The organism is Orrella dioscoreae (genome assembly GCF_900089455.2).
In the GTDB taxonomy this organism is placed as follows: domain Bacteria; phylum Pseudomonadota; class Gammaproteobacteria; order Burkholderiales; family Burkholderiaceae_B; genus Orrella; species Orrella dioscoreae.
Window position 1 is genome coordinate 3,783,965 of record NZ_LT907988.1, and the last position, 17,455, is coordinate 3,801,419.

Consider the following 17,455-nt stretch of genomic DNA (forward strand, 5'->3'; position numbering starts at 1 on the left):
TGGCGCATGCCTGCCGCGACGCAGCATCACGGCCTTTCCTGGCGTGAAAAGCGGCACTGCGCCATGCACGGCCGCAGCGCATCACAAGAGAAAATTGCTTTCGAAAAAAAGCAAGGCAAAAAACACTTATATTCCTTCCAGGCAAGCCACCCCTTCCTTACCGTGCCTCCTCCCCGATGAAACCCGCCTCGCTGCACGCCACGCCCCTGGCCTATTTCCTGGAAGTCGCCCAGCGCGGGTCGCTGAGCGCCGCCTCGCAGACCCTGCACGTCGCGGTTTCCGCCATCAGCCGGCAGATCGCAAGGCTGGAATCGGACATGGGCACGCCACTGTTCCACCGCGACCCACGGGGCATGCGCCTGACCGAAGCCGGCCTGGCGGTCCAGCATTACGCGCGCCGCACGCTGCTCGATGCCCAGGCATTGCAAGATGCGCTGCACGGCCTGGCCAGCCTGGCGCACACCGCCGTGCGCCTGGCCTGCACCGATGGTTTTGCGCACGACTACATGCCGTCCGTCATCGCGCGCTTCCAGCAAAGCTATCCGGGCGTGACCTTCTCGATGATCAACTGCGAGCCCGCGCAGGTGACCCGCCACGTGCGCGAAGGCATCGTGGACCTGGGCCTGACGTTTGCCACGGCGGCGCAGGAAGGCATCCGCGTCGAGCACTCCGAGGTGGCGCCCGTCTATGCCCACGTGTCGCGCCACCACCCGCTGGCGCGCCTGAAGTCGGTTACCCTGCGCGAGGTGCTGCGGCATCCGCTGGTCCTGCCCACGCCGCCCAACACCATCCGGCAATTGTTCGACCTGGTCTGCAGCCTGGAAGACCTGCGTCCGCAGGTCCTGATGACCAGCAATTCGATCAGCGGCCTGGCGGCCTATCTGCGCCACGGCAGCGCGGTCAACCTGATCGGCTCGCTGGCGGTGCGCAACCGCCTGCGGCCGGACCGGCAGGTGCTGGTGCCCATCAGCAATCCGGAAATGAGCCAGCGCGTGCTGCAGGTGCAATCGATGGCCGGCAGGCAGTTGTCGGCGGGCGTGCGCGCCTTCTGCGACGCGCTGCTGGCGGACATCCGGCGCCGCCGGCCGCGCGTGCCCAAGCTGGCCGGTTCGCCGCTGCGCGAACGGTAGGGCGCGCGGGCGGCGGCCGGAAGGTCACGCCCGGCCGATCGCGGGAAAGCCTGCGGCGCGCGCCAGCCAGGCCGCGAACCAGGCGCCCAGCAGGGCCAGCAGCGCCGCCCACGGCAAGGCCGCCGCGCCCGGGCCGTCCAGCACCAGCCCGCCCAGCACGCCGCCACCGGCAATGCCCAGGTTCCACACCGTCACGATGAAGGATTGCGCCACGTCGGCCGAGTCCCCCGCCGCGTTGGCGGATGCCGTCTGGAAGAGCGTGGGCGCGCCGCCAAACGCCAGGCCCCACAAGGCCACCCCGGCATGGACGCACCACGCCGCGCCCCCCGCCAGCCCCAGCATCAGGATTGCCGCGCCGAAAGCCAGGATGCTGCCCAGCACCAGTGTCCGCATCCACCGGTCCACCAGCCAGCCTGCCAGCGCGATGCCCGGAATGCTGGCCAGTCCGAAGGCGAGCAGGGCCACGTCGACGCGCGCGCCCAGTCCCACACCGATCAGATACGGCGCGATATAGGTGTAGAGGATGTTGTGGCCCAGCACGAAGAGCAGCGTGGTCACGAGCACGGCGGCCACGCCCGGCATGGCCCAGACCTCCCGCAGGCCGGCCTGGCGGCGGCCTTCGCGACTGCCAGGCACCGGCGGCACTTTCCACATCACCCAGGCGATCAGCACCAGCGTCATCAGGGTCATCAGGCCGAAAGCATGGCGCCAGCCCACCAGCGCGCCCAGCAGGGTGCCGCCCGGAATGCCCAGCGAGAAAGCCAGCGGCGCGCCATGGATTCCGAGACGCCCAGGCCCGCCGCCATCTGCGGCAGCAGGCCCGCGGGCAGGGCCTCGGTCAGGATGGTGATGAAGCCGGCGGTGGCCAGGGCAAGCAGCCCTGCCCAGGGCAGCCGCGGCGCGGCGGAAGCCGGCATCTGGCCGGCGAGATCGCTTGCATGCATGAGGTGTGTGTCCTGTTCCGTCATCGAACCCCACCCTGCGGCGGGAAGAGACAGGCAGGATAGGAATCGGCGCTGAAAAGAAAAACAGGCTGCAATTCCGCTGATATCGGACTTAGAATTCCCCAATCATGTTTCTGGACGGCGTTTCATCATGGACAGCCTGAGCGGCATCGCCGTTTTCGTGCAGGTGGCCGAGACCCTCAGCTTCACCCAGGCGGCCCGGGTGCTGGGCGTGTCGGCATCGGCCATCGGCAAGAGCATCGCCCGCATGGAGGCCCGCCTGGGCGTGCGGCTGTTTCACCGCAGCACGCGCAGCATCGCGCTCACTCCCGAAGGCGCCCTCTTTCGCGAACGCTGCCGCCGCATCCTGTGCGAGGCCGAGGCCGCCGAACACGAGCTGCGCCACCACACCGGCACGCCCAGCGGCAAGCTGCGCGTGAGCATGCCGCTCATCTGCGGTCTGGTCATGCCCATCCTGACCGACTTCCTGCGCGCCTATCCGGACATCGAGCTGGAGCTGGACCTGACCGACAGGCTGGTGGACGTGATCGACGAAGGCTTCGACGTGGTGGTGCGCGGCGGCGCGCTGCGCGACTCGCGGCTGATGTCGCGCTCGCTGGGCAGCTTCGGCTATGTGCTGGTCGGTTCACCCGAGTATTTCGCGCGCCATGGCACGCCCGCCACGCCCGCGGCACTGGCGGGCCACGCCTGCCTGTTGCACCGCTACGCCGAAACCGGCAAGATCGCGCGCTGGCCGCTGGGCGATGCCGACATTCCCCCGATGCGCGAGACGCTGATCTCCACCACCGCCGAATCCTTGCTGCACACCGCGCGCGCGGGCCTGGGCATCGCGTGCCTGCCAGAGTTCCTGACACGCGACGCGCTGGCCCGCGGTGAACTGGTGTCGGTGCTGGACATGCACGTCGACCGGCCCGGCTCCTTCCATCTGCTGTGGCCCGCCAGCCGCCATGCCTCGCGCAAGCTGCGCGTCTTCATCGACTACATGGTCGAACACCTCGTTGCCGGCGGCAAAGCCAATCCGCCGGCTCCCACGCCAACCCGCCCCACTCTGCCGGAGGCCGCATGAGCACCGCCACGATCTACCACAACCCCAAATGCGGCACCTCGCGCAACGTGCTGGCCATGCTGCGCGAGGCCGGCATCGAACCTGTCGTCGTCGAGTACCTGAAGTCGCCGCCGTCGCACGCCACGCTGGCCGCCCTGATCCGCGCGGCCGGCCTGACGGTGCGCGAGGCCGTCCGCACCAAGGAACCGATTTACACCGAGCTGGGCCTGGACGATCCGGCCGCCAGCGACGAAGACCTGTTGTCAGCCATGCTGGAACACCCTATCCTCATCAACCGCCCTTTCGTTGTGACCACGCAGGGCACCCGGCTGTGCCGCCCGGCCGACCTCGTGAAGGAAATCCTGCCCGCCTGACGCCTGTCCGGACGCGCGCAGGCTGCGGCTTGCGCGCCACGCGGACCAGTCCGCATTGACACCTCCCCCAGCCAGCAGTCTGATGGGGCCAGCTGCGGCACTTCCAGCCGCGCCACTCTCCTGCAGCGATCACGTACACATGAATGCACCCATAGCGCCCCGCCCGAGCCTCGATGAAGCGCTCAACGGCGACCAGCGCTTCCAGCTGCTGGTCGATGCCATCCGGGACTACGCCATCTACCTGCTCGACCTGCAGGGGAATGTCAGCAGTTGGAACACCGGCGCCCAGCGTTTCAAGGGGTATGCGGCCGAGGAAATCATCGGCCAGCATTTTTCCCGCTTCTACACGGCGCAGGACCGCGAGCGCGGCGAACCGCAACGCGCGCTGTCCACCGCATTGCAATACGGCCACTTCGAAAGCGAGGCCTGGCGCGTGCGCAAGGACGGCTCGCCGTTCTGGGCCAACGTCGTCATCGACATCATCCGCAATGAAAAAGGCGAGCCCATCGGCTTCGCCAAGATCACGCGCGACATCACCGAGCGCCGCCGCGCGCAGGAAGAGATCGAGCGCGCGCGAGATACCCTGGCCCAATCCCAGAAGATGGAGGCCATCGGCCGCCTGACCGGCGGCGTGGCGCACGACTTCAACAACCTGCTGACGGTCATCCGCTCCTCGGCCGAGCTGCTGCGCCGCCCCGGCATCCCGGATACGCGGCGCGCGCACTACGTCAACGCCATCGCGGAAACCGCGGAGCGCGCGGCGGGCCTCACCCGCCAGCTGCTGGCCTTCGCGCGACGCCAATCGCTGCGGCCCGAGGCCTTCTTCGTGTCGCAGCGACTGGACGGCCTGGCGCAGATCATCGACACGACGTTGGGCGGGCGCATCGTCAAGCGCCAGACCCTGGCGGTCGACACCTCGGCCGTGCTGGCCGACCCCGCGCAATTCGACACGGCGCTGCTGAACATCGTCATCAATGCGCGCGACGCGATGCCCAACGGCGGACAGCTGTCCATCTCCAGCCGCAATGTCGACCACGTGCCGCCGCTGCGCCGCCATGCGCGCGTCGATGGCGCCTTCGTGGCCGTTTCCGTCGAGGACACCGGCAGCGGCATCGCGCCCGACACGCTGGGCCGCATCTTCGAACCCTTCTTCACGACCAAGCCCACCGGCAAGGGCACCGGCCTGGGCCTGAGCCAGGTTTATGGCTTCGTGAAGCAGTCGGGCGGCGAGATCGCCGTCACCAGCACGGTGGGCGTGGGCACCTGCTTCACGCTCTACCTGCCGCGGGCGGCCAACGTCCCCGTGCCGCTGGCGGCAGCCTGTGTGCAGGACATCGACAACACCCTGGCGCCACGCAAGGTGCTGCTGGTGGAAGACAATGAAACCGTGGGCCGCTTCGCGCACGGCCTGCTGGCCGAGCTGGGCCTGTCGGTCACCTGGGCGACCGGCGCACAGGCGGCCCTGGCCGTGCTGGAAGCCGGCCGCGACCGCTACGACATGGTCTTCTCGGACGTCGTGATGCCCGGCATGAGCGGCATCGAGCTGGGGCACGAGATCCGCCGCCGCTGGCCCGACCTGCCCGTCGTCCTGACCAGCGGCTACAGCCACGTGCTGGCCGAGGAAGGCACGCACGGATTCGAACTGCTGCACAAGCCTTATTCGCTGGAAGGCCTGCTCAAGGCGCTGAAGCTGCCTTCGCGCGGCCAGTAAGCCGGGGGTGCGCTCAGGTCTGCACGTAGCCCACGGGCGCGGGCGGGCTCGGCAGGTCGCGCTCGCCCATCGTTTCACGCAGGGTCGCTTCCACGTTGATGGACAGCGCGTCCAGCGCGAGGTCGTTCGGCTCGCGGCCGAAAGGATCCTCGATCTCGGCGCCCAGCGCCTCCAGCGCGAAGAAGGTATAGCTGATGAACGCCACGATGATCGGCGTCATCGGGCCGATGGAATCCACCAGCGCGAAAGGCAGCAGGAGGCAGTACAGATAGATGGTGCGGTGGATGATCACGGCATAGGTGAACGGGATGGGCGTGTTGGCGATGCGCTCGCAGCCAGCCAGCGCCTCGCCGATCTTGCACAGCGGGGCTTCCATCGCCAGGGCCATCGTCTGCGACAGCGTGCCCTCGCGGCGGCGTGCGGCCATCCATTCGCTTGCCATCAGCAGCAGCATGGCCGGCTTGAACTGCGCCGACGACAGGCGTTCGCACTCGGCGGGCGTGAGCAAGCGCGCGAAATCGGCCTTGGGATCCGTGCCCCGCAACTGGTGCCGCAAGGCATGCGTGAAGGCGATCAGCAGGCGCACGAAAGGCGGCGCCTGCCGCGTATCGTCCACCAGCGTCATGGCCTGCCTCGACAGGTTGCGCGCCTCGATCATCAGGGTGCCCCACAGCACCCGCGCCTCCCAATAGCGCGCATAGCTGGTGTTGTTGCGAAAGCCCAGGAAGATCGCCAGCGTCAGGCCGATGAGCGAGAACGGCACGAAGGTCAGCGTGACCTTCCACTCATAGACCACGCCGTGCCACGCCGTCACCAGGATGGCGATGGCGGTGGTGAAAATGAGTTGCGGGGCGATGTGGGGCAGTACCGAACCGCGCACCACGAACAGCATGGGGAACCAGTGCGGGCGGGGACGGACGATCATGGCGGCGGGAGCGGGGAACGACGTGAAGCTGGGGACTATAGCGCCGGGAAGCCCGTTTCCCCAAATAACCTCGCGGCACGATATTCATGCCTGGGCGGTCGCCGCCGCGCGGCGGCGGGTTTCCTGGCGTCTAGAATGTCTAGCTTTCGCCGGGCGTGTTGCTTGCAGACGCCACTGCACACGTCCTTCTCCAAGCGTCCTTTCCTCATGCGTGCCTTCCTCAAGGGCCTGGCCACCAGCCTCTCCATCGCCGCCGGCTACCTGCCCATCGCGTTTTCCTTCGGCATCGCGGCCGTGGAAGCGGGCCTGTCGCCAGGCATGGCGCTGCTGGTGTCCGTTCTGGTCTACGCGGGCGCCAGCCAGTTCATCCTGATCGCGCTGCTGACCTCGGGCGCCGGGCTCGTCACCGCGGTGGCGACGGTCTGGCTGATGAATGCCCGCCACGTGTTCTACGGCCCGGCGCTGGCCACCCGGCTGACCGCGCCGGGCCGTCTGCCCACGCCGCTGCTGGCTTTCGGCCTGACCGACGAGGTCTTCGCCACCGCCATGAGCCGCATCGATGCGCAGCCCGCGCAAGCGCGGGAATCGTGGCACCTGGGCCTGCAGGTGGGGGCCTATGGCGCATGGGTGCTGGGCACGGCGCTGGGTACCTCGCTGGTCGGCGGCATCGCCCACTGGCCGGTATTCGTGCAGCAAGGGCTCACCTTCGTGCTGCCCGCCCTCTTCCTGGCCCTGCTGCTGGACATGGACGTGGCACGCTACCGTGTGCCGATTGCCGCCGCCGCCATCGCTGCCGTGCTGCTGTCCTTCGTGCTGCCCAGCTACAACGCGCTGGCGCTGGCGATCCTGGTCGGTGCGCTGAGCCATGCGGCAAGGGTGCGCGCATGAAGGATCACCTGATGCTCATCGTGGCGCTGTGTGGCGCCGGCACGTTCCTGCTGCGCCTGCTGCCCCTGTGGCAGGCCCGCCGCCGCCGCGACGTTGCCGCCACGGACACGCTGCGCCAGCGCCGCCTGGCCGGCATCGGTCCGGCCGCCATCGCAGCCTTGCTGGCCGTGTCGGTATGGGGCGAAGTGGGTGACGCGCCATCGTGGACGGCCGGCCTGCGCCTGGCTGCCGCCTTCCTGGTGGTGTGGGCGGTGAAGCGCTGGCGCGGCGGCACGGCGCTGCCCACGCTGATGGGCGCGCTGGCCTATGGCCTGATGGCGCAGTGGCTGGGCTAGGCTGGCGCCAGGCCGGCTTGCCAGGCCTCAGCCCGCGTAGTCTCGCGCCAGGCGCACGACCGTGACGCCGGGACGCAACTGCCGCAAGGACGGCATGATGAGCGTGCAACGGTCATAAGGCGTCAGTATCGGTTCGCCATCGGCCCAACCGATGACGGCGCCCGCTTTCTCCAACGTCTCCAAGCCCTGCCAGGCCTGTGCAAAACGCACATCCATCGACGGCGCCACCACCGCTTGCGTCACCTCCAGGACACGCTGTGCGGCAGGCAAGGGCCGCAGCCAGCCGGCCGGCACATCCTGCTCGTCCACGCAGTCAGCTGCCAGCAGGAAGCGCGCCACCTGATCACGCGCCACGTCCGCCGCCGCGGGCTCGCCGTGGAAGCCGCACTCCAGCAGCACGGCGCAGGCGTCCTCGCAGGCGGGGTCGCCGAAACGCCCGAAGTCGCGCATGCGCACCCCATCGCGGTGGCCGGCATCGACAATGACGTGTTCCGGCGTCCCCAGGCGGCGCGCCAGCGCCACGTTGCGGGCAAGCAGGCCCGTCAACTGCAAGGGCAGGCCCGGCTCGTGCATGGAATGCAGGTCAAGCAGCCAGTCCGCCTGGGCCACCCATGGCCGCAAGGCCTGGGCGCGGCGACGCTCGCGAGTTGCCGGGTCAGCCAGCTTGTCCGCATGCCAGACACGGTTCATGTCCTCGTCGATGAAGCGCGAGGCATCATGCTGGCTGGCATCGAAACGATCGAAGGCGTCCAGGTTGCAGAAGGCCAGCGTCAGGCTGCCCCGGCGCGGGCGCAACCCCGCGGCCAGCACGTCCTTCAGCGCCCAGGCGCCGCACAGCTCGTTGCCATGGACCAGCGCCGAAATCATGACGGCGCGCCCCGGCACGCCGCTGCCGAAGTGCCAGACGCCCGGTGTGCCGGTATTGCCCTGGCGCTCCGCCGCCAGGTCGGGAACGGGAAGCGTGAATGCCATGCGTGCAGCAGTGTGCGAGGACATCATTGCGCCTCGATCTTCGCGCCCTTGACCAGGGCATCGAACTTGCGCGTTTCCTCAGCCAGGAAGACGACCGGGTCCAGGTCGGCCCGCGCAGGCACGCCGCCGGCCTGGGCCAGCTTGTCGCGGAAGGACGGCGCGGCCAGCACATTCCTGACCGCGCCGCGCAAGGCATCCGCCACGGCGTCAGGCAGGCCGGCCGGGCCATACAGGCCGAACCACACGCCGATATCCACGTCCTCGAAACCCGGCGTCTCGGCCAGGGCGGGGATATCGGGCGCCACGGGCGAACGCGTCTTCTCGGTGACGCCCAGGGCCACGATCTTGTCGGACTGCACCTGCGGCAGGCCGGACGACAGCACCAGCACGCCGAAGGTCAGCTGCCCGCTCATCAGGTCGGTGACCAGCGGCGCCACGCCGCGATAGGGCACGTGCTCGGCCTGCGTGCCCGTGGAGGCGTTGATCATCTCGCCCGCCAGGTGCAGCGACGTGCCGACGCCGGACGAGCCGTAGTAATACTGGCCGGGCTGGCCCGCGCGCAAGGCCTGCAGGTATTGCGCGGCGCTCGTCACGCCGGAGGCCTTGGAAGCGGCCAGCAGCAAGGGCTGCGAGCCGATCACGCCCAGCGAGCTCAGGTCCTTGGCCGAGTCGTACTGCACCGCGGTGTTGATCATGCGGGCAATGACGATCTCGTTGGTGGAGCCCAGCAGCAGCGTGTAGCCATCGGGCGCGGCACGCGCCACGCGCTGGGCGCCGATGGTGCCGCCCGCGCCGCCCACGTTTTCGATCACGACGTTCTGCCCCAGGTGCCTGGACAGTTCCTCGCCGAACAGCCGGGCAGTCAGGTCGACGCTGCCGCCAGCCGGATAGCCGACGACCAGCGTCACGGGACGGGCAGGATAGGATTGCGCGACGGCCTGCGAAGGCGCGACCGCCCCCAGCAGAAGTGCGGCGCCACAGGCGGCCAGCACGTGCCGCGCCGACAGGCGAGCGTGGTTCATGGAATTCCCCTTGCATGATGTTGTGTGATTTCTGTCGGTGCCCGGCATCGAGGCCGGGACCGTGAAGAAATTCTGGGACATCCCCGTCGCGGCGCAGGTGCTATCCCAGCACAATCTCGTGCTTTTTCAGCACTGGCCCGATCTATCGCCCGCGCTGCGTGGCCTCCCAGGCCGTCTCTGCCAGCGCCGACAGGGCCGCCTGCGAGCGATACAGGCGCACCTCGAAAGGAATCTCGTCGCTGCGTCCGCCCAGGGCGGCCAAGGCGCCGCGCCGGCAATCGCCGGCCACCATCGACCACGGCAGCCAGGCCACCCCCAGGCCGCGCAGGGCGGCGCCATGCGCGGCGTCCAGCGAGTCGCAGCGCAGGAACGGCGACAAGGCATAGAGACGCGTGTCGAGCCGGTCCTCCAGGATGCGCGCCATCGACAGGCCACCGGAATACGAGATGAGCGGCGCGCAGGCGCCGTCTTCGGCCAGGGGATGACGCGGCTTGCCGCGCCGGTCCATCTGGCAGACCGGCACGAGCTTGTCGGTGCCCAGCGTCATGAAGTGATAGCGCGCCGGCGATAGCGGCACCGCCAGGGAGGGATGCGCGTAACCGCAAAGCAGATCGGCCTTGCCCTGCTCCAGCAAGGTGACCATGTCCTGCATCCTGCCGGTCACGATCTCCACCCGGCTGGTGTCTCCCAGCACCGGCCGGGGCCTGGCGCGCAGGCGCGCGATCCAGTCGGCCACCAGCGTGCTGGCCAGCGTGCGCCCGGTGGCGATGCGCAGCACCGCCTCCGCGCCCGGTCCAGACTGGTGCATGCGGTGGCGCAGCTGTCCCAGTTGCTCGACCATCTGGCCCGCCGTCTTCAGCAAGGCTTCGCCCTGCGTCGTCAGGCGCACCGGCACGCGATCGCGCTCGACCAGCGGCACGCCCGCCCAGGCCTCCAGCGCCCGGATGCGGCGGCCGAAAGCCGGGTGCGTCACGTGCCGCAACTCGGCGGCGCGCACGAAGCTGCCCGTGCGGGCCAGCGCGATCAGGTCTTCGAAATGCTTGAGCTCGGCCACGGCGCAGGCCCTAGACGCCTTCCAGGTACTGCGCCAGGTCCAGGCTGCCGCGCCGGCCGATGTCCCCGCGATGCGCGGCCAGGAAATCCTCCGCCGCCCGCCGTCCTTCGTCGCGCAGCAGGCACAGGAACGCCCATTCGGCATTGAGCTTGGACGAGGCGCCCAGTTCGTCCATCGCGGCACTGCCCACGCGATGCATGCGCATGCAGGCCCAGCGGCGGGCTTCGCCCTGCCCGGGGTCGGTGGCCTGGCTCATCAAGGCGATCAGGCGCAGTTCCTTCAGCAGGCAGGCATTGAAGGACACTTCGTTCAGGCGGTTCTGGATCTCGCGGGCCGAGTGCGGCACGCCCTCGCGTTCGACCGGGTTGATCTGCACCAGCACCACGTCGCTGCAACCGCACTCGCGCACCAGCGGCGTGATCGTCGGGTTGCCGGAATAGCCGCCATCCCAATACGGCTCGCCATCGATCTCCACGGCCTGGAACAGGGTCGGCAGGCAGGCCGAGGCCAGCAGGGCGTCCGGCGTGATCTCGCCATTGCGGAACACCCGGCCTCGCCCCGTGCGCACGTTGGTGGCGGTGACGAAAAGGCGGATGGCGCTGTGCGACAGCCTGTCGAAATCCACGACCTCGTCCAGGATGTCGGACAGGGGATTGAAGGCGCCTGGATTCAGGTCATAGGGCGAGACCAGGCGGGCGGCCAGGTCCATCGCCAGGTAGACAGGCGAGTTGTCCAGCGTCCAGGTGCCCAGCAGCACGTCCATCGGGGTGCGCCGCAAGGGGCTCAGCAGCGCGGCCTGCGAGACGCGCTGCCAGAAGGTCTCCAGCGCCTGGCGCGCGCCTTCGGCGCCGCCCGCCATATAGCCATCGGCCAGCACCACCGCGTTCATCGCGCCGGCGGAGGTGCCGGAAATGCCATCGATCTCCAGCGCGGGCTCCTCCAGGAAGCGATCCAGGACACCCCAGGTGAAGGCGCCGTGCGCGCCCCCTCCCTGCAAGGCGAAGTCCAGCAGCATGGGGGACTGGCGGGTGGCGCGGGCAGCGGTCTTGGCGGGCATGGCGTCTCCACGTGGCGGCCGGCCAGGGAGGCCGGCACGGCCTGGCCATTGTATCGGCCAGCTCCGCCGCGGGCCTGCACCGGACATCCCTGCGCGCAGCAGGTGCTTTGCCGCGCCACCAGGAAGGCGGCACTATCATGGTCCGGCCGGGCCGCCCCTGGCCCCTCCCCTCATCCGCTGCAAAGGATCCGCCTTGACCCAAGCCGCCAACGCCCTCTCGGACTTCCCCATCACGCGCAAATGGCCCGCCCAGCATCCCGACCGCATCCAGCTGTATTCGCTGCCCACGCCCAACGGCGTGAAGGTGTCGATCCTGCTGGAAGAAATCGGCCTGCCTTATGAGCCGCACCGTGTCGGCTTCGAGAACAATGACCAGCTCACGCCGGCGTTCCTGTCGCTGAACCCGAACAACAAGATCCCGGCCATCATCGACCCGCAAGGCCCGGGCGGCAAGCCGCTGCCGCTGTTCGAGTCTGGCGCGATCCTGGTCTACCTGGCCGACAAGAGCGGCAAGTTCCTGCCGCGCGACCCTGCCCTGCGCTACCAGACCCTGCAATGGGTGATGTTCCAGATGGGCGGCGTAGGCCCGATGTTCGGCCAGCTGGGCTTCTTCCACAAGTTCGCCGGCAAGGACTACGAGGACAAGCGCCCGCGCGACCGCTACGTGGCCGAGAGCAAGCGGCTGCTGGGCGTGCTGGACAAGCACCTGGCAGGCGAGGACTGGATCATGGGCGAGGAATACACCATCGCCGATATCGCGATCTGGCCGTGGGTGCGCAATCTGGTCGGTTTCTACGAGGCAGGCGAGCTGGTCGGCTTCCAGGACTTTCCGAACGTGAAGCGCGTGCTGGATGCCTTCGTGGCCCGCCCCGCCGTGGCGCGAGGCCTGGAGATCCCGAAGGCGCCCTCGGCCTGAAGATCGCCCTGCGCGTGCTATAGCACCTTCACGGCCCGGCCGATGAACTGGATCGGGCCCGTCGGCTTGCCGGTGGGCGATCCGGTCGAGGGTTCCAACGTCAGCTCGAAGAGCTGGTTGGCCTCCAGTGGCGGCAGGCGATCCAGGGGAATGCGCACGGGTTCGCCGGGCTTCACGAGCCCCAGCGACACCGGTCCCTGCCAGTCGTCGGCCTTGGTCCAGAACTCCAGTGCCTTGTCCGGCGGCACGGTGAACGCGGCCAGCGGAATGAGGTTGACCTCGCGGTCGGTCCGCGCCTGCACCATCCAGCCCGGGGCCTGGTTCTGCGGCGCGGCCAGGACCACGATGTATTGCGGCGTGATGGGCGGCATGCTGCGCAACATCAGCGCCGAGCCCATGACGAGCACCGCCGCCACGCCGGCACCGGCCAGGCCGCGCCAGAACACCAGGCTGTGCCAGAGCCGATGCCAGAAACCGGGACGCGCGGCCGTGGCGCGGCGCGTCAGCGCATCGACGCTGCCGGCGATACGCTGCCACAAGGCCGACTGCGGCGGCACGGGCTCGGCCAGCACGGCCAGCGGCAACAGGCGCGCCTCCCATTCACGCACCGCCGCGGCCAGCGCAGGCTCGTGCGGCAGGCGTGCCTGCACCGATTGGCGCTGCACCGCGTCCAGCGTGCCCAGCACATATTCCCCGGCAAGCAGATGCAGGTCTTCGGGCTCGTCGGTGCCAGGGGACGTGGTGCCGTTCGTGTTCATGCCAGGCACTCCCGCAAGGCCTGCAGGCTGCGCTTGATCCAGGCCTTGACCGTGCCCAGCGGCGTGCCGAGCCGGCGGGCGATCTCGCCATGCGAGAGACCGTCCACATAGGCATGCAGGATGCAATGCCGGCGTTCCGGGTCCAGCTTTTCCAGGCAGAAGCCGATGCGGCTCGCGCCGTCCTTCAAGGTCTGCAAGGCAGCATCGTCGCGCCAGGCCGCCAGGGCCTCGCGCGCTTCCAGGGCCTGTGTCGCGTCGTCATCCAGGGCCTGCTCGCGGCGGTCGCGCACAGCGTTCAGGGCAAGGTTGCGCGTGATGCTGTAGACCCAGCCGCGCGCGGAACCGAGCGCGGGATCGAAACTGCCTGCGCGCGTCCATACCTGGAGAAAGGCGTCATGCACGATGTCCTCGGCCTGTCCGGTGTCCCGCACGATGCGTTGCGCAACGCCCAGCAGGCGCGCGCCCTCTTGTTCGTAGAGCTGCCGCAGAGACTCGCGCCGACCCGCGGCGCAGCCCGCCAGGGCAGCGTCGTAGTCGAACGATGAAGGGGTCCTCTGGGGCATGGCGTACACGGGAAGCAGGGTGGCGAGCTGCCGGACGGCGCCCCGTCGGCATCCTAACCCATGCCTAGGCTGCCCGCCACTGCGGCCGGCGCCCGTCTGGACGCCGGCCGGCGGGTCCCCCGCCTTCGGCGGTGCGCGGCCTGGCGGCTCGATCCGCCGTGGCTCAGTTGGCTTTCCAGAAGATGTAGTCGGCCTGGTAGGTCACCTGGGTCTTGGCGCCCAGCGTGCTGGGGGTGCAAGGCGTCTTGGGCGCAACGCCGCCCTTGAGCGCGACACGCTGGATGTAGGTCACGCCTTCCAACGCGCCTTTGCCCATCACCGGATTGGCCTTGACCAACTGGTACGGCAGGTTGCCGTCGCCAGCAGGCGCCACGGCCAGCTGGGTGGCGGTGAGCTTGGAACCATCGCTGGCTTCCCAGGTGGCGGGCGGGCCGTAATACGTGCCGACCTGCTTGCCGGCACGATCCTTCAGCACCGCCTTGGGACCGGCGAACACCCACTCGGCCTGGTTCGGCATGTCCTTCTTGGCACGGCATTCATACGTGATCTCGCCCGTGCCCACGGTTTCCCAGGCCACCTTGTTGCCGGCGGGCACCTTGATGCTGTCAGGCAGGCTGTCCTGCTTGTAGCCGCTGGCCATCGCGCCGCAGGCGGCGAGCATGCTCGCGGCGAAAGCGCCGGCGATGACGGGAAGACGAACGATGCGTTGGGTGTTCATGTTGTGCTCCTGGTAGTTGAGAACTGAGCAGGCGAAATGTCGCCGCCACAGGTACTACCCGCCAGGGCTGGATTTGGATGCAGGGTGCGCCAGGGAATTTGTATCGAAACGTACTTCCCCCCATGGCGACCCTCCTGCGACGCGCCTGCCGGCAGGAATCGTCGCAAGGCCACGAAGACCGCATTCGTTCTAAGATCAGGTCATCTCACGGGCTCCTGGATCCTCATGGCTCCTGCCTTACGCACCGGCCCTGCCCTACGCGAACGCGGCTGGCCGCTCCTGTTGGCGGCCGGCGCCTTTCCGCTGCTGCTCGGGCTGGCGCTGACGTTCCTCGAGTCGCGCCGCGACGTGCAGCGCGAGCTGGATGCCACCGCCCGCATCATCCTGCGGCACGCCGAGAACATCTCCGAACATGCCTGGCGCACCGTCGACACACTCAAGCGCCTCGACCACCAGGGCGGCGGTTGCGAATCCCTGGAACGCGACTTGCAGCGCATCGGCTCGATCCGCACCTATTTCCGTTCCATCGGCCTCACCCACGGCCCGGACGTGTTCTGCTCATCGGCTTTCGGGCCGATGACGGAACCGCTGGCCGACGTCATCCAGCGCGAACTGCCCAGCCTGGGCCGCTGGCCCCTGTCGGTGGCGGGCACCACCGCCGTGCGCGAGCGGCCCGCGGTGGTCTTCGCCGACCTCGCGCACGAAGTCGGCGCCTACACCATCGTCGATGGGCAGTACCTGACCGACTTCATGCGCGCCATCGGCGAACCACGCGGCTACTACATGACCATCGTGATCGGCGACGGCCACCCGGTGAGCCAGGGCGCCCCCCCGCAAGACACGCACCCGCTTTTCTCGCCGCTGTCGGACGGCGCCAGCTCGCCGCGGATCAGCGTGGGCGTCACCGCGCCTGAATCGGAATCCGTGCGCGCCTGGTGGCGCGTCTTCACCGCCTTCCTGCCGCTGGCCGCCATCCTGTCGGCGCTGTGCATGATGGCCGCGGCCTATTGGCTGCGGCGCAAGATGTCCTATCGCGATGAAATCCGCCGCGGTATCGCGCGCCGGGAATTCTCGGTGCAATACCAGCCGATCTACGACATCCAGGCGGGCCGCTGCGGCGGCGTGGAGGCGCTGCTGCGCTGGCAGCGCGCGGACGGCCGCTGGGAGCGTCCCGACGTATTCATTGCCGCGGCGGAAGCCGAGCACATGATCATCCCGCTGACACGCCACCTCTTCGAACTGGTGGCCGCCGACATGGCGCAATGGCAGGCGCCGCGCGGCTTTCACGTCGCGGTGAACGTCGCGGCGGAACACCTGCAGGGCCCCACCTTCGTGGCCGACGTCCGGCGCCTCGCGGCGCAGATCGCCACGCAGGGTCCACGCATCACGCTGGAACTCACCGAGCGCAGCCTGATCAGCGACCGCAAGGAAGTGGTCAGGGCCCTGCAGACCCTGCGCGCCGAAGGCGTGGACATCGCGCTGGACGACTTCGGCACCGGCCACTGCGCCATGTCCTATCTGCAGGCCTTCCCGCTGGATTTCCTGAAGATAGACAGGGGCTTCGTCAACGCGATCGAAAGCCTGGACGGCGACGCGCCGGTCCTGGACGCGATCATCGCGCTCAGCAAGCGGCTGGCCTTGCGCACCGTGGCCGAAGGCGTGGAGACCGCCATCCAGTTCGCCTACCTGAAACGCCAGGGCGTGCTTCACGTGCAGGGCTACCTGTACGCCCGCCCGATGAGCAGCGACGCGCTGGCGCGCTGGCTGCCCACGCGCGGCTGCGAGCCGCTGTCATCGACAGGCCACCTCGCCTGAGGCGCGCGGGCCGTCAGTACATTGGCCGCACGACGGTGCTGTCGATTTCAGGCAGCGTCGCCACCCCCAGCAGGCCCATGTCGCGCTTGATCTCTTCCGTGATCAGCGTGAGCCCGTGCGCCACGCCGGCCTGGCCGCCCACGGTGGCGGCATAGTTGAAGGGCCTGCCGACGAAGGCGCATTTCGCGCCCAATGCCAGCGCCTTCAGGACGTCGGTGCCGCGGCGCACGCCGCTGTCCAGCATGATCTCCAGGCCCGGCGCGGCCTCGGCCACCTGCGGCAAGGCCGTCAGGGGCGTGATGCTGCCGTCGAGCTGGCGGCCGCCGTGGTTGGAGACAATGATGCCGTCCATGCCGCGCGCCTTCGCAATGGCGGCGTCGCGCGGATTGAGAATGCCCTTGAGCACCATCGGCCCTTGCCAGCGCTTGCGGATGGCCGAGACGTGTTCCCAGTTCAGGTGGCCGCGGTCCGAGAAATCGCGCAGCACGTTGGCCGACAGGATGGGCGCGCCACGCGTGGCGTAGTTGTTCTCGAAGTGCGGCATGCCGTGGCGCAGGAGGGTGCGCGCGAAGGTGCCGAACAGCCAGCGCGGATGCGTGATGCCCTGCCAGGCAAGGCCCAGGCTGGGCCGCAGCGGCGTGGAGAACCCCGCCCGCACATTGTTCTCGCGATTCGCCGCCACCGGCGTGTCCACGGTCAACACCAGTGTTCGCACGCCAGCCGCCGCCACGCGGTCGATCAACGCCTCGATCTGCGCGGGATCGCCGGGCAGATAGGCCTGGAACCAGGTGCCGGGCGCTTCCTGCATGACCTCTTCCAGGCGGATCAGCGACGAACCGCTCATGATGCACGGCACGTTGGCGGCGCGGGCCGCGCGCGCCAGCACGATGTCGCCGCGGTAGCTGGACAAGGCCGAAATGCCCATGGGCGCGATGCCCACCGGCGCGCGGTATTCCTCGCCGAACAGCGTCACCTTGGTGTCGCGATGCGACACGTTCACCAGCACATTGGGCTGGAAGCCGTACCGCTCGAAGACCTCGCGGTTCGCGCGCTCGGACAGGCCGTCCTCGACGGCGCCCGACACGTAGGCATAGACGGGCTTGGGCAGGATGCGCCGGGCGGCGGCCTCGAAGTCTTGCAGGCTCAGGATATGGCGCAGGGATGGGGTCACGCTCTCGGCTCCTCGCAACGGATGGGCAGGTTATGG

The 17,455-nt window shown here is 68.9% G+C and carries 17 protein-coding genes and 1 pseudogene; 8 read left to right on the forward strand and 10 right to left on the reverse strand.

Features of this window, described 5'->3' with window-relative positions; all coding sequences use genetic code 11:
* Positions 1-176 precede the first annotated feature (176 nt).
* Complete coding sequence (locus ODI_RS17525) at positions 177-1,130, forward strand: LysR substrate-binding domain-containing protein (RefSeq protein WP_067748872.1); 954 nt, start codon at positions 177-179, stop codon at positions 1,128-1,130.
* 24 nt (positions 1,131-1,154) lie between these two features.
* On the opposite strand, the pseudogene ODI_RS17530 reads toward ODI_RS17525, so the two are convergent.
* Positions 1,155-2,098 (reverse strand): annotated as a pseudogene (locus tag ODI_RS17530) (MFS transporter).
* Positions 2,099-2,225: 127 nt separating this feature from the next.
* On the opposite strand from ODI_RS17530, the gene ODI_RS17535 reads away from it, so the two are divergent.
* The 3 genes from ODI_RS17535 to ODI_RS17545 all read left to right on the forward strand — a co-directional run bounded on the left by ODI_RS17535 (position 2,226) and on the right by ODI_RS17545 (position 5,225).
* Positions 2,226-3,161 (forward strand): LysR family transcriptional regulator, encoded by a 936-nt coding sequence (locus ODI_RS17535; protein ID WP_067748868.1) that lies wholly within the window; start codon positions 2,226-2,228, stop codon positions 3,159-3,161.
* Positions 3,158-3,514, forward strand: a complete 357-nt coding sequence (gene arsC, locus ODI_RS17540) for an arsenate reductase (glutaredoxin) (protein ID WP_067748864.1) — start codon at positions 3,158-3,160, stop codon at positions 3,512-3,514. Before ODI_RS17535 ends, arsC begins: the two co-directional genes overlap by 4 nt.
* A gap of 139 nt (positions 3,515-3,653) precedes the next feature.
* The gene (locus ODI_RS17545) at positions 3,654-5,225 is read left to right on the forward strand and encodes a PAS domain-containing sensor histidine kinase (protein ID WP_067748861.1); all 1,572 of its coding nucleotides are present in this window, start codon (positions 3,654-3,656) and stop codon (positions 5,223-5,225) included.
* Between the two features lie 13 nt (positions 5,226-5,238).
* Here ODI_RS17545 and ODI_RS17550 read toward each other — a convergent pair whose 3' ends face one another.
* On the reverse strand, positions 5,239-6,150 hold the full coding sequence (locus ODI_RS17550; protein ID WP_067748858.1) for a bestrophin family protein: 912 nt from the start codon (positions 6,148-6,150) through the stop codon (positions 5,239-5,241).
* Between the two features lie 162 nt (positions 6,151-6,312).
* Here ODI_RS17550 and ODI_RS17555 point away from each other — a divergent pair, with 162 nt between their 5' ends.
* Positions 6,313-7,038, forward strand: a complete 726-nt coding sequence (locus ODI_RS17555) for an AzlC family ABC transporter permease (RefSeq protein WP_231968082.1) — start codon at positions 6,313-6,315, stop codon at positions 7,036-7,038.
* Positions 7,035-7,373 (forward strand): AzlD domain-containing protein, encoded by a 339-nt coding sequence (locus ODI_RS17560; protein ID WP_231968083.1) that lies wholly within the window; start codon positions 7,035-7,037, stop codon positions 7,371-7,373. The genes ODI_RS17555 and ODI_RS17560 overlap by 4 nt, the downstream gene beginning before the upstream one ends.
* Positions 7,374-7,400: 27 nt before the next feature.
* Here ODI_RS17560 and ODI_RS17565 read toward each other — a convergent pair whose 3' ends face one another.
* The 4 genes from ODI_RS17565 to ODI_RS17580 all read right to left on the reverse strand — a co-directional run bounded on the left by ODI_RS17565 (position 7,401) and on the right by ODI_RS17580 (position 11,478).
* Positions 7,401-8,345: a M14 family metallopeptidase gene (locus ODI_RS17565; protein WP_067748938.1), complete on the reverse strand. Its 945-nt coding sequence runs from the start codon at positions 8,343-8,345 to the stop codon at positions 7,401-7,403.
* Positions 8,346-8,368: 23 nt separating this feature from the next.
* On the reverse strand, positions 8,369-9,367 hold the full coding sequence (locus ODI_RS17570; RefSeq protein WP_067748855.1) for a Bug family tripartite tricarboxylate transporter substrate binding protein: 999 nt from the start codon (positions 9,365-9,367) through the stop codon (positions 8,369-8,371).
* Positions 9,368-9,509: 142 nt separating this feature from the next.
* Positions 9,510-10,421, reverse strand: a complete 912-nt coding sequence (locus tag ODI_RS17575; protein ID WP_067748852.1) for a LysR family transcriptional regulator — start codon at positions 10,419-10,421, stop codon at positions 9,510-9,512.
* Between the two features lie 10 nt (positions 10,422-10,431).
* Positions 10,432-11,478 carry a patatin-like phospholipase family protein gene (locus tag ODI_RS17580; RefSeq protein WP_067748849.1) on the reverse strand — a complete coding sequence of 349 codons (1,047 nt, stop codon included), beginning with the start codon at positions 11,476-11,478 and terminating at the stop codon, positions 10,432-10,434.
* 193 nt (positions 11,479-11,671) lie between these two features.
* Between ODI_RS17580 and ODI_RS17585 the strand changes: the two genes are divergently transcribed.
* Positions 11,672-12,394, forward strand: a complete 723-nt coding sequence (locus tag ODI_RS17585) for a glutathione binding-like protein (protein WP_067748846.1) — start codon at positions 11,672-11,674, stop codon at positions 12,392-12,394.
* A gap of 17 nt (positions 12,395-12,411) precedes the next feature.
* On the opposite strand, the gene ODI_RS17590 is transcribed toward ODI_RS17585, so the two are convergent.
* The 3 genes from ODI_RS17590 to ODI_RS17600 all read right to left on the reverse strand — a co-directional run bounded on the left by ODI_RS17590 (position 12,412) and on the right by ODI_RS17600 (position 14,433).
* Positions 12,412-13,152, reverse strand: a complete 741-nt coding sequence (locus ODI_RS17590) for an anti-sigma factor (RefSeq protein WP_067748843.1) — start codon at positions 13,150-13,152, stop codon at positions 12,412-12,414.
* The gene (locus ODI_RS17595; RefSeq protein ID WP_067748840.1) at positions 13,149-13,715 is read right to left on the reverse strand and encodes a sigma-70 family RNA polymerase sigma factor; all 567 of its coding nucleotides are present in this window, start codon (positions 13,713-13,715) and stop codon (positions 13,149-13,151) included. The genes ODI_RS17590 and ODI_RS17595 overlap by 4 nt, the downstream gene beginning before the upstream one ends.
* 163 nt (positions 13,716-13,878) lie before the next feature.
* Entirely contained in the window at positions 13,879-14,433 is a 555-nt protein-coding gene (locus tag ODI_RS17600; protein ID WP_067748837.1) for a DUF3455 domain-containing protein, read from the reverse strand.
* A 225-nt stretch (positions 14,434-14,658) separates the two neighbouring features.
* Between ODI_RS17600 and ODI_RS17605 the strand changes: the two genes are divergently transcribed.
* Positions 14,659-16,248, forward strand: a complete 1,590-nt coding sequence (locus tag ODI_RS17605) for an EAL domain-containing protein (RefSeq protein WP_067748834.1) — start codon at positions 14,659-14,661, stop codon at positions 16,246-16,248.
* A 13-nt stretch (positions 16,249-16,261) separates the two neighbouring features.
* Here ODI_RS17605 and ODI_RS17610 read toward each other — a convergent pair whose 3' ends face one another.
* On the reverse strand, positions 16,262-17,419 hold the full coding sequence (locus ODI_RS17610; RefSeq protein ID WP_067748832.1) for an alpha-hydroxy acid oxidase: 1,158 nt from the start codon (positions 17,417-17,419) through the stop codon (positions 16,262-16,264).
* Positions 17,420-17,455: the final 36 nt, after the last annotated feature.

Excerpts from the sequence above, each read along its gene's own strand:
- ODI_RS17570 (WP_067748855.1), bottom strand. The coding sequence starts at position 9,367 with ATGAACCACGCTCGCCTGTCGGCGCGGCACGTGCTGGCCGCCTGTGGC.
- ODI_RS17565 (WP_067748938.1), bottom strand. The coding sequence starts at position 8,345 with ATGGCATTCACGCTTCCCGTTCCCGACCTGGCGGCGGAGCGCCAGGGC.
- ODI_RS17560 (WP_231968083.1), top strand. The coding sequence starts at position 7,035 with ATGAAGGATCACCTGATGCTCATCGTGGCGCTGTGTGGCGCCGGCACG.
- ODI_RS17600 (WP_067748837.1), bottom strand. The coding sequence starts at position 14,433 with ATGAACACCCAACGCATCGTTCGTCTTCCCGTCATCGCCGGCGCTTTC.
- arsC (WP_067748864.1), top strand. The coding sequence starts at position 3,158 with ATGAGCACCGCCACGATCTACCACAACCCCAAATGCGGCACCTCGCGC.
- ODI_RS17605 (WP_067748834.1), top strand. The coding sequence starts at position 14,659 with ATGGCTCCTGCCTTACGCACCGGCCCTGCCCTACGCGAACGCGGCTGG.
- ODI_RS17535 (WP_067748868.1), top strand. The coding sequence starts at position 2,226 with ATGGACAGCCTGAGCGGCATCGCCGTTTTCGTGCAGGTGGCCGAGACC.
- ODI_RS17595 (WP_067748840.1), bottom strand. The coding sequence starts at position 13,715 with ATGCCCCAGAGGACCCCTTCATCGTTCGACTACGACGCTGCCCTGGCG.
- ODI_RS17525 (WP_067748872.1), top strand. The coding sequence starts at position 177 with ATGAAACCCGCCTCGCTGCACGCCACGCCCCTGGCCTATTTCCTGGAA.
- ODI_RS17580 (WP_067748849.1), bottom strand. The coding sequence starts at position 11,478 with ATGCCCGCCAAGACCGCTGCCCGCGCCACCCGCCAGTCCCCCATGCTG.
- ODI_RS17550 (WP_067748858.1), bottom strand. The coding sequence starts at position 6,150 with ATGATCGTCCGTCCCCGCCCGCACTGGTTCCCCATGCTGTTCGTGGTG.
- ODI_RS17545 (WP_067748861.1), top strand. The coding sequence starts at position 3,654 with ATGAATGCACCCATAGCGCCCCGCCCGAGCCTCGATGAAGCGCTCAAC.
- ODI_RS17590 (WP_067748843.1), bottom strand. The coding sequence starts at position 13,152 with ATGAACACGAACGGCACCACGTCCCCTGGCACCGACGAGCCCGAAGAC.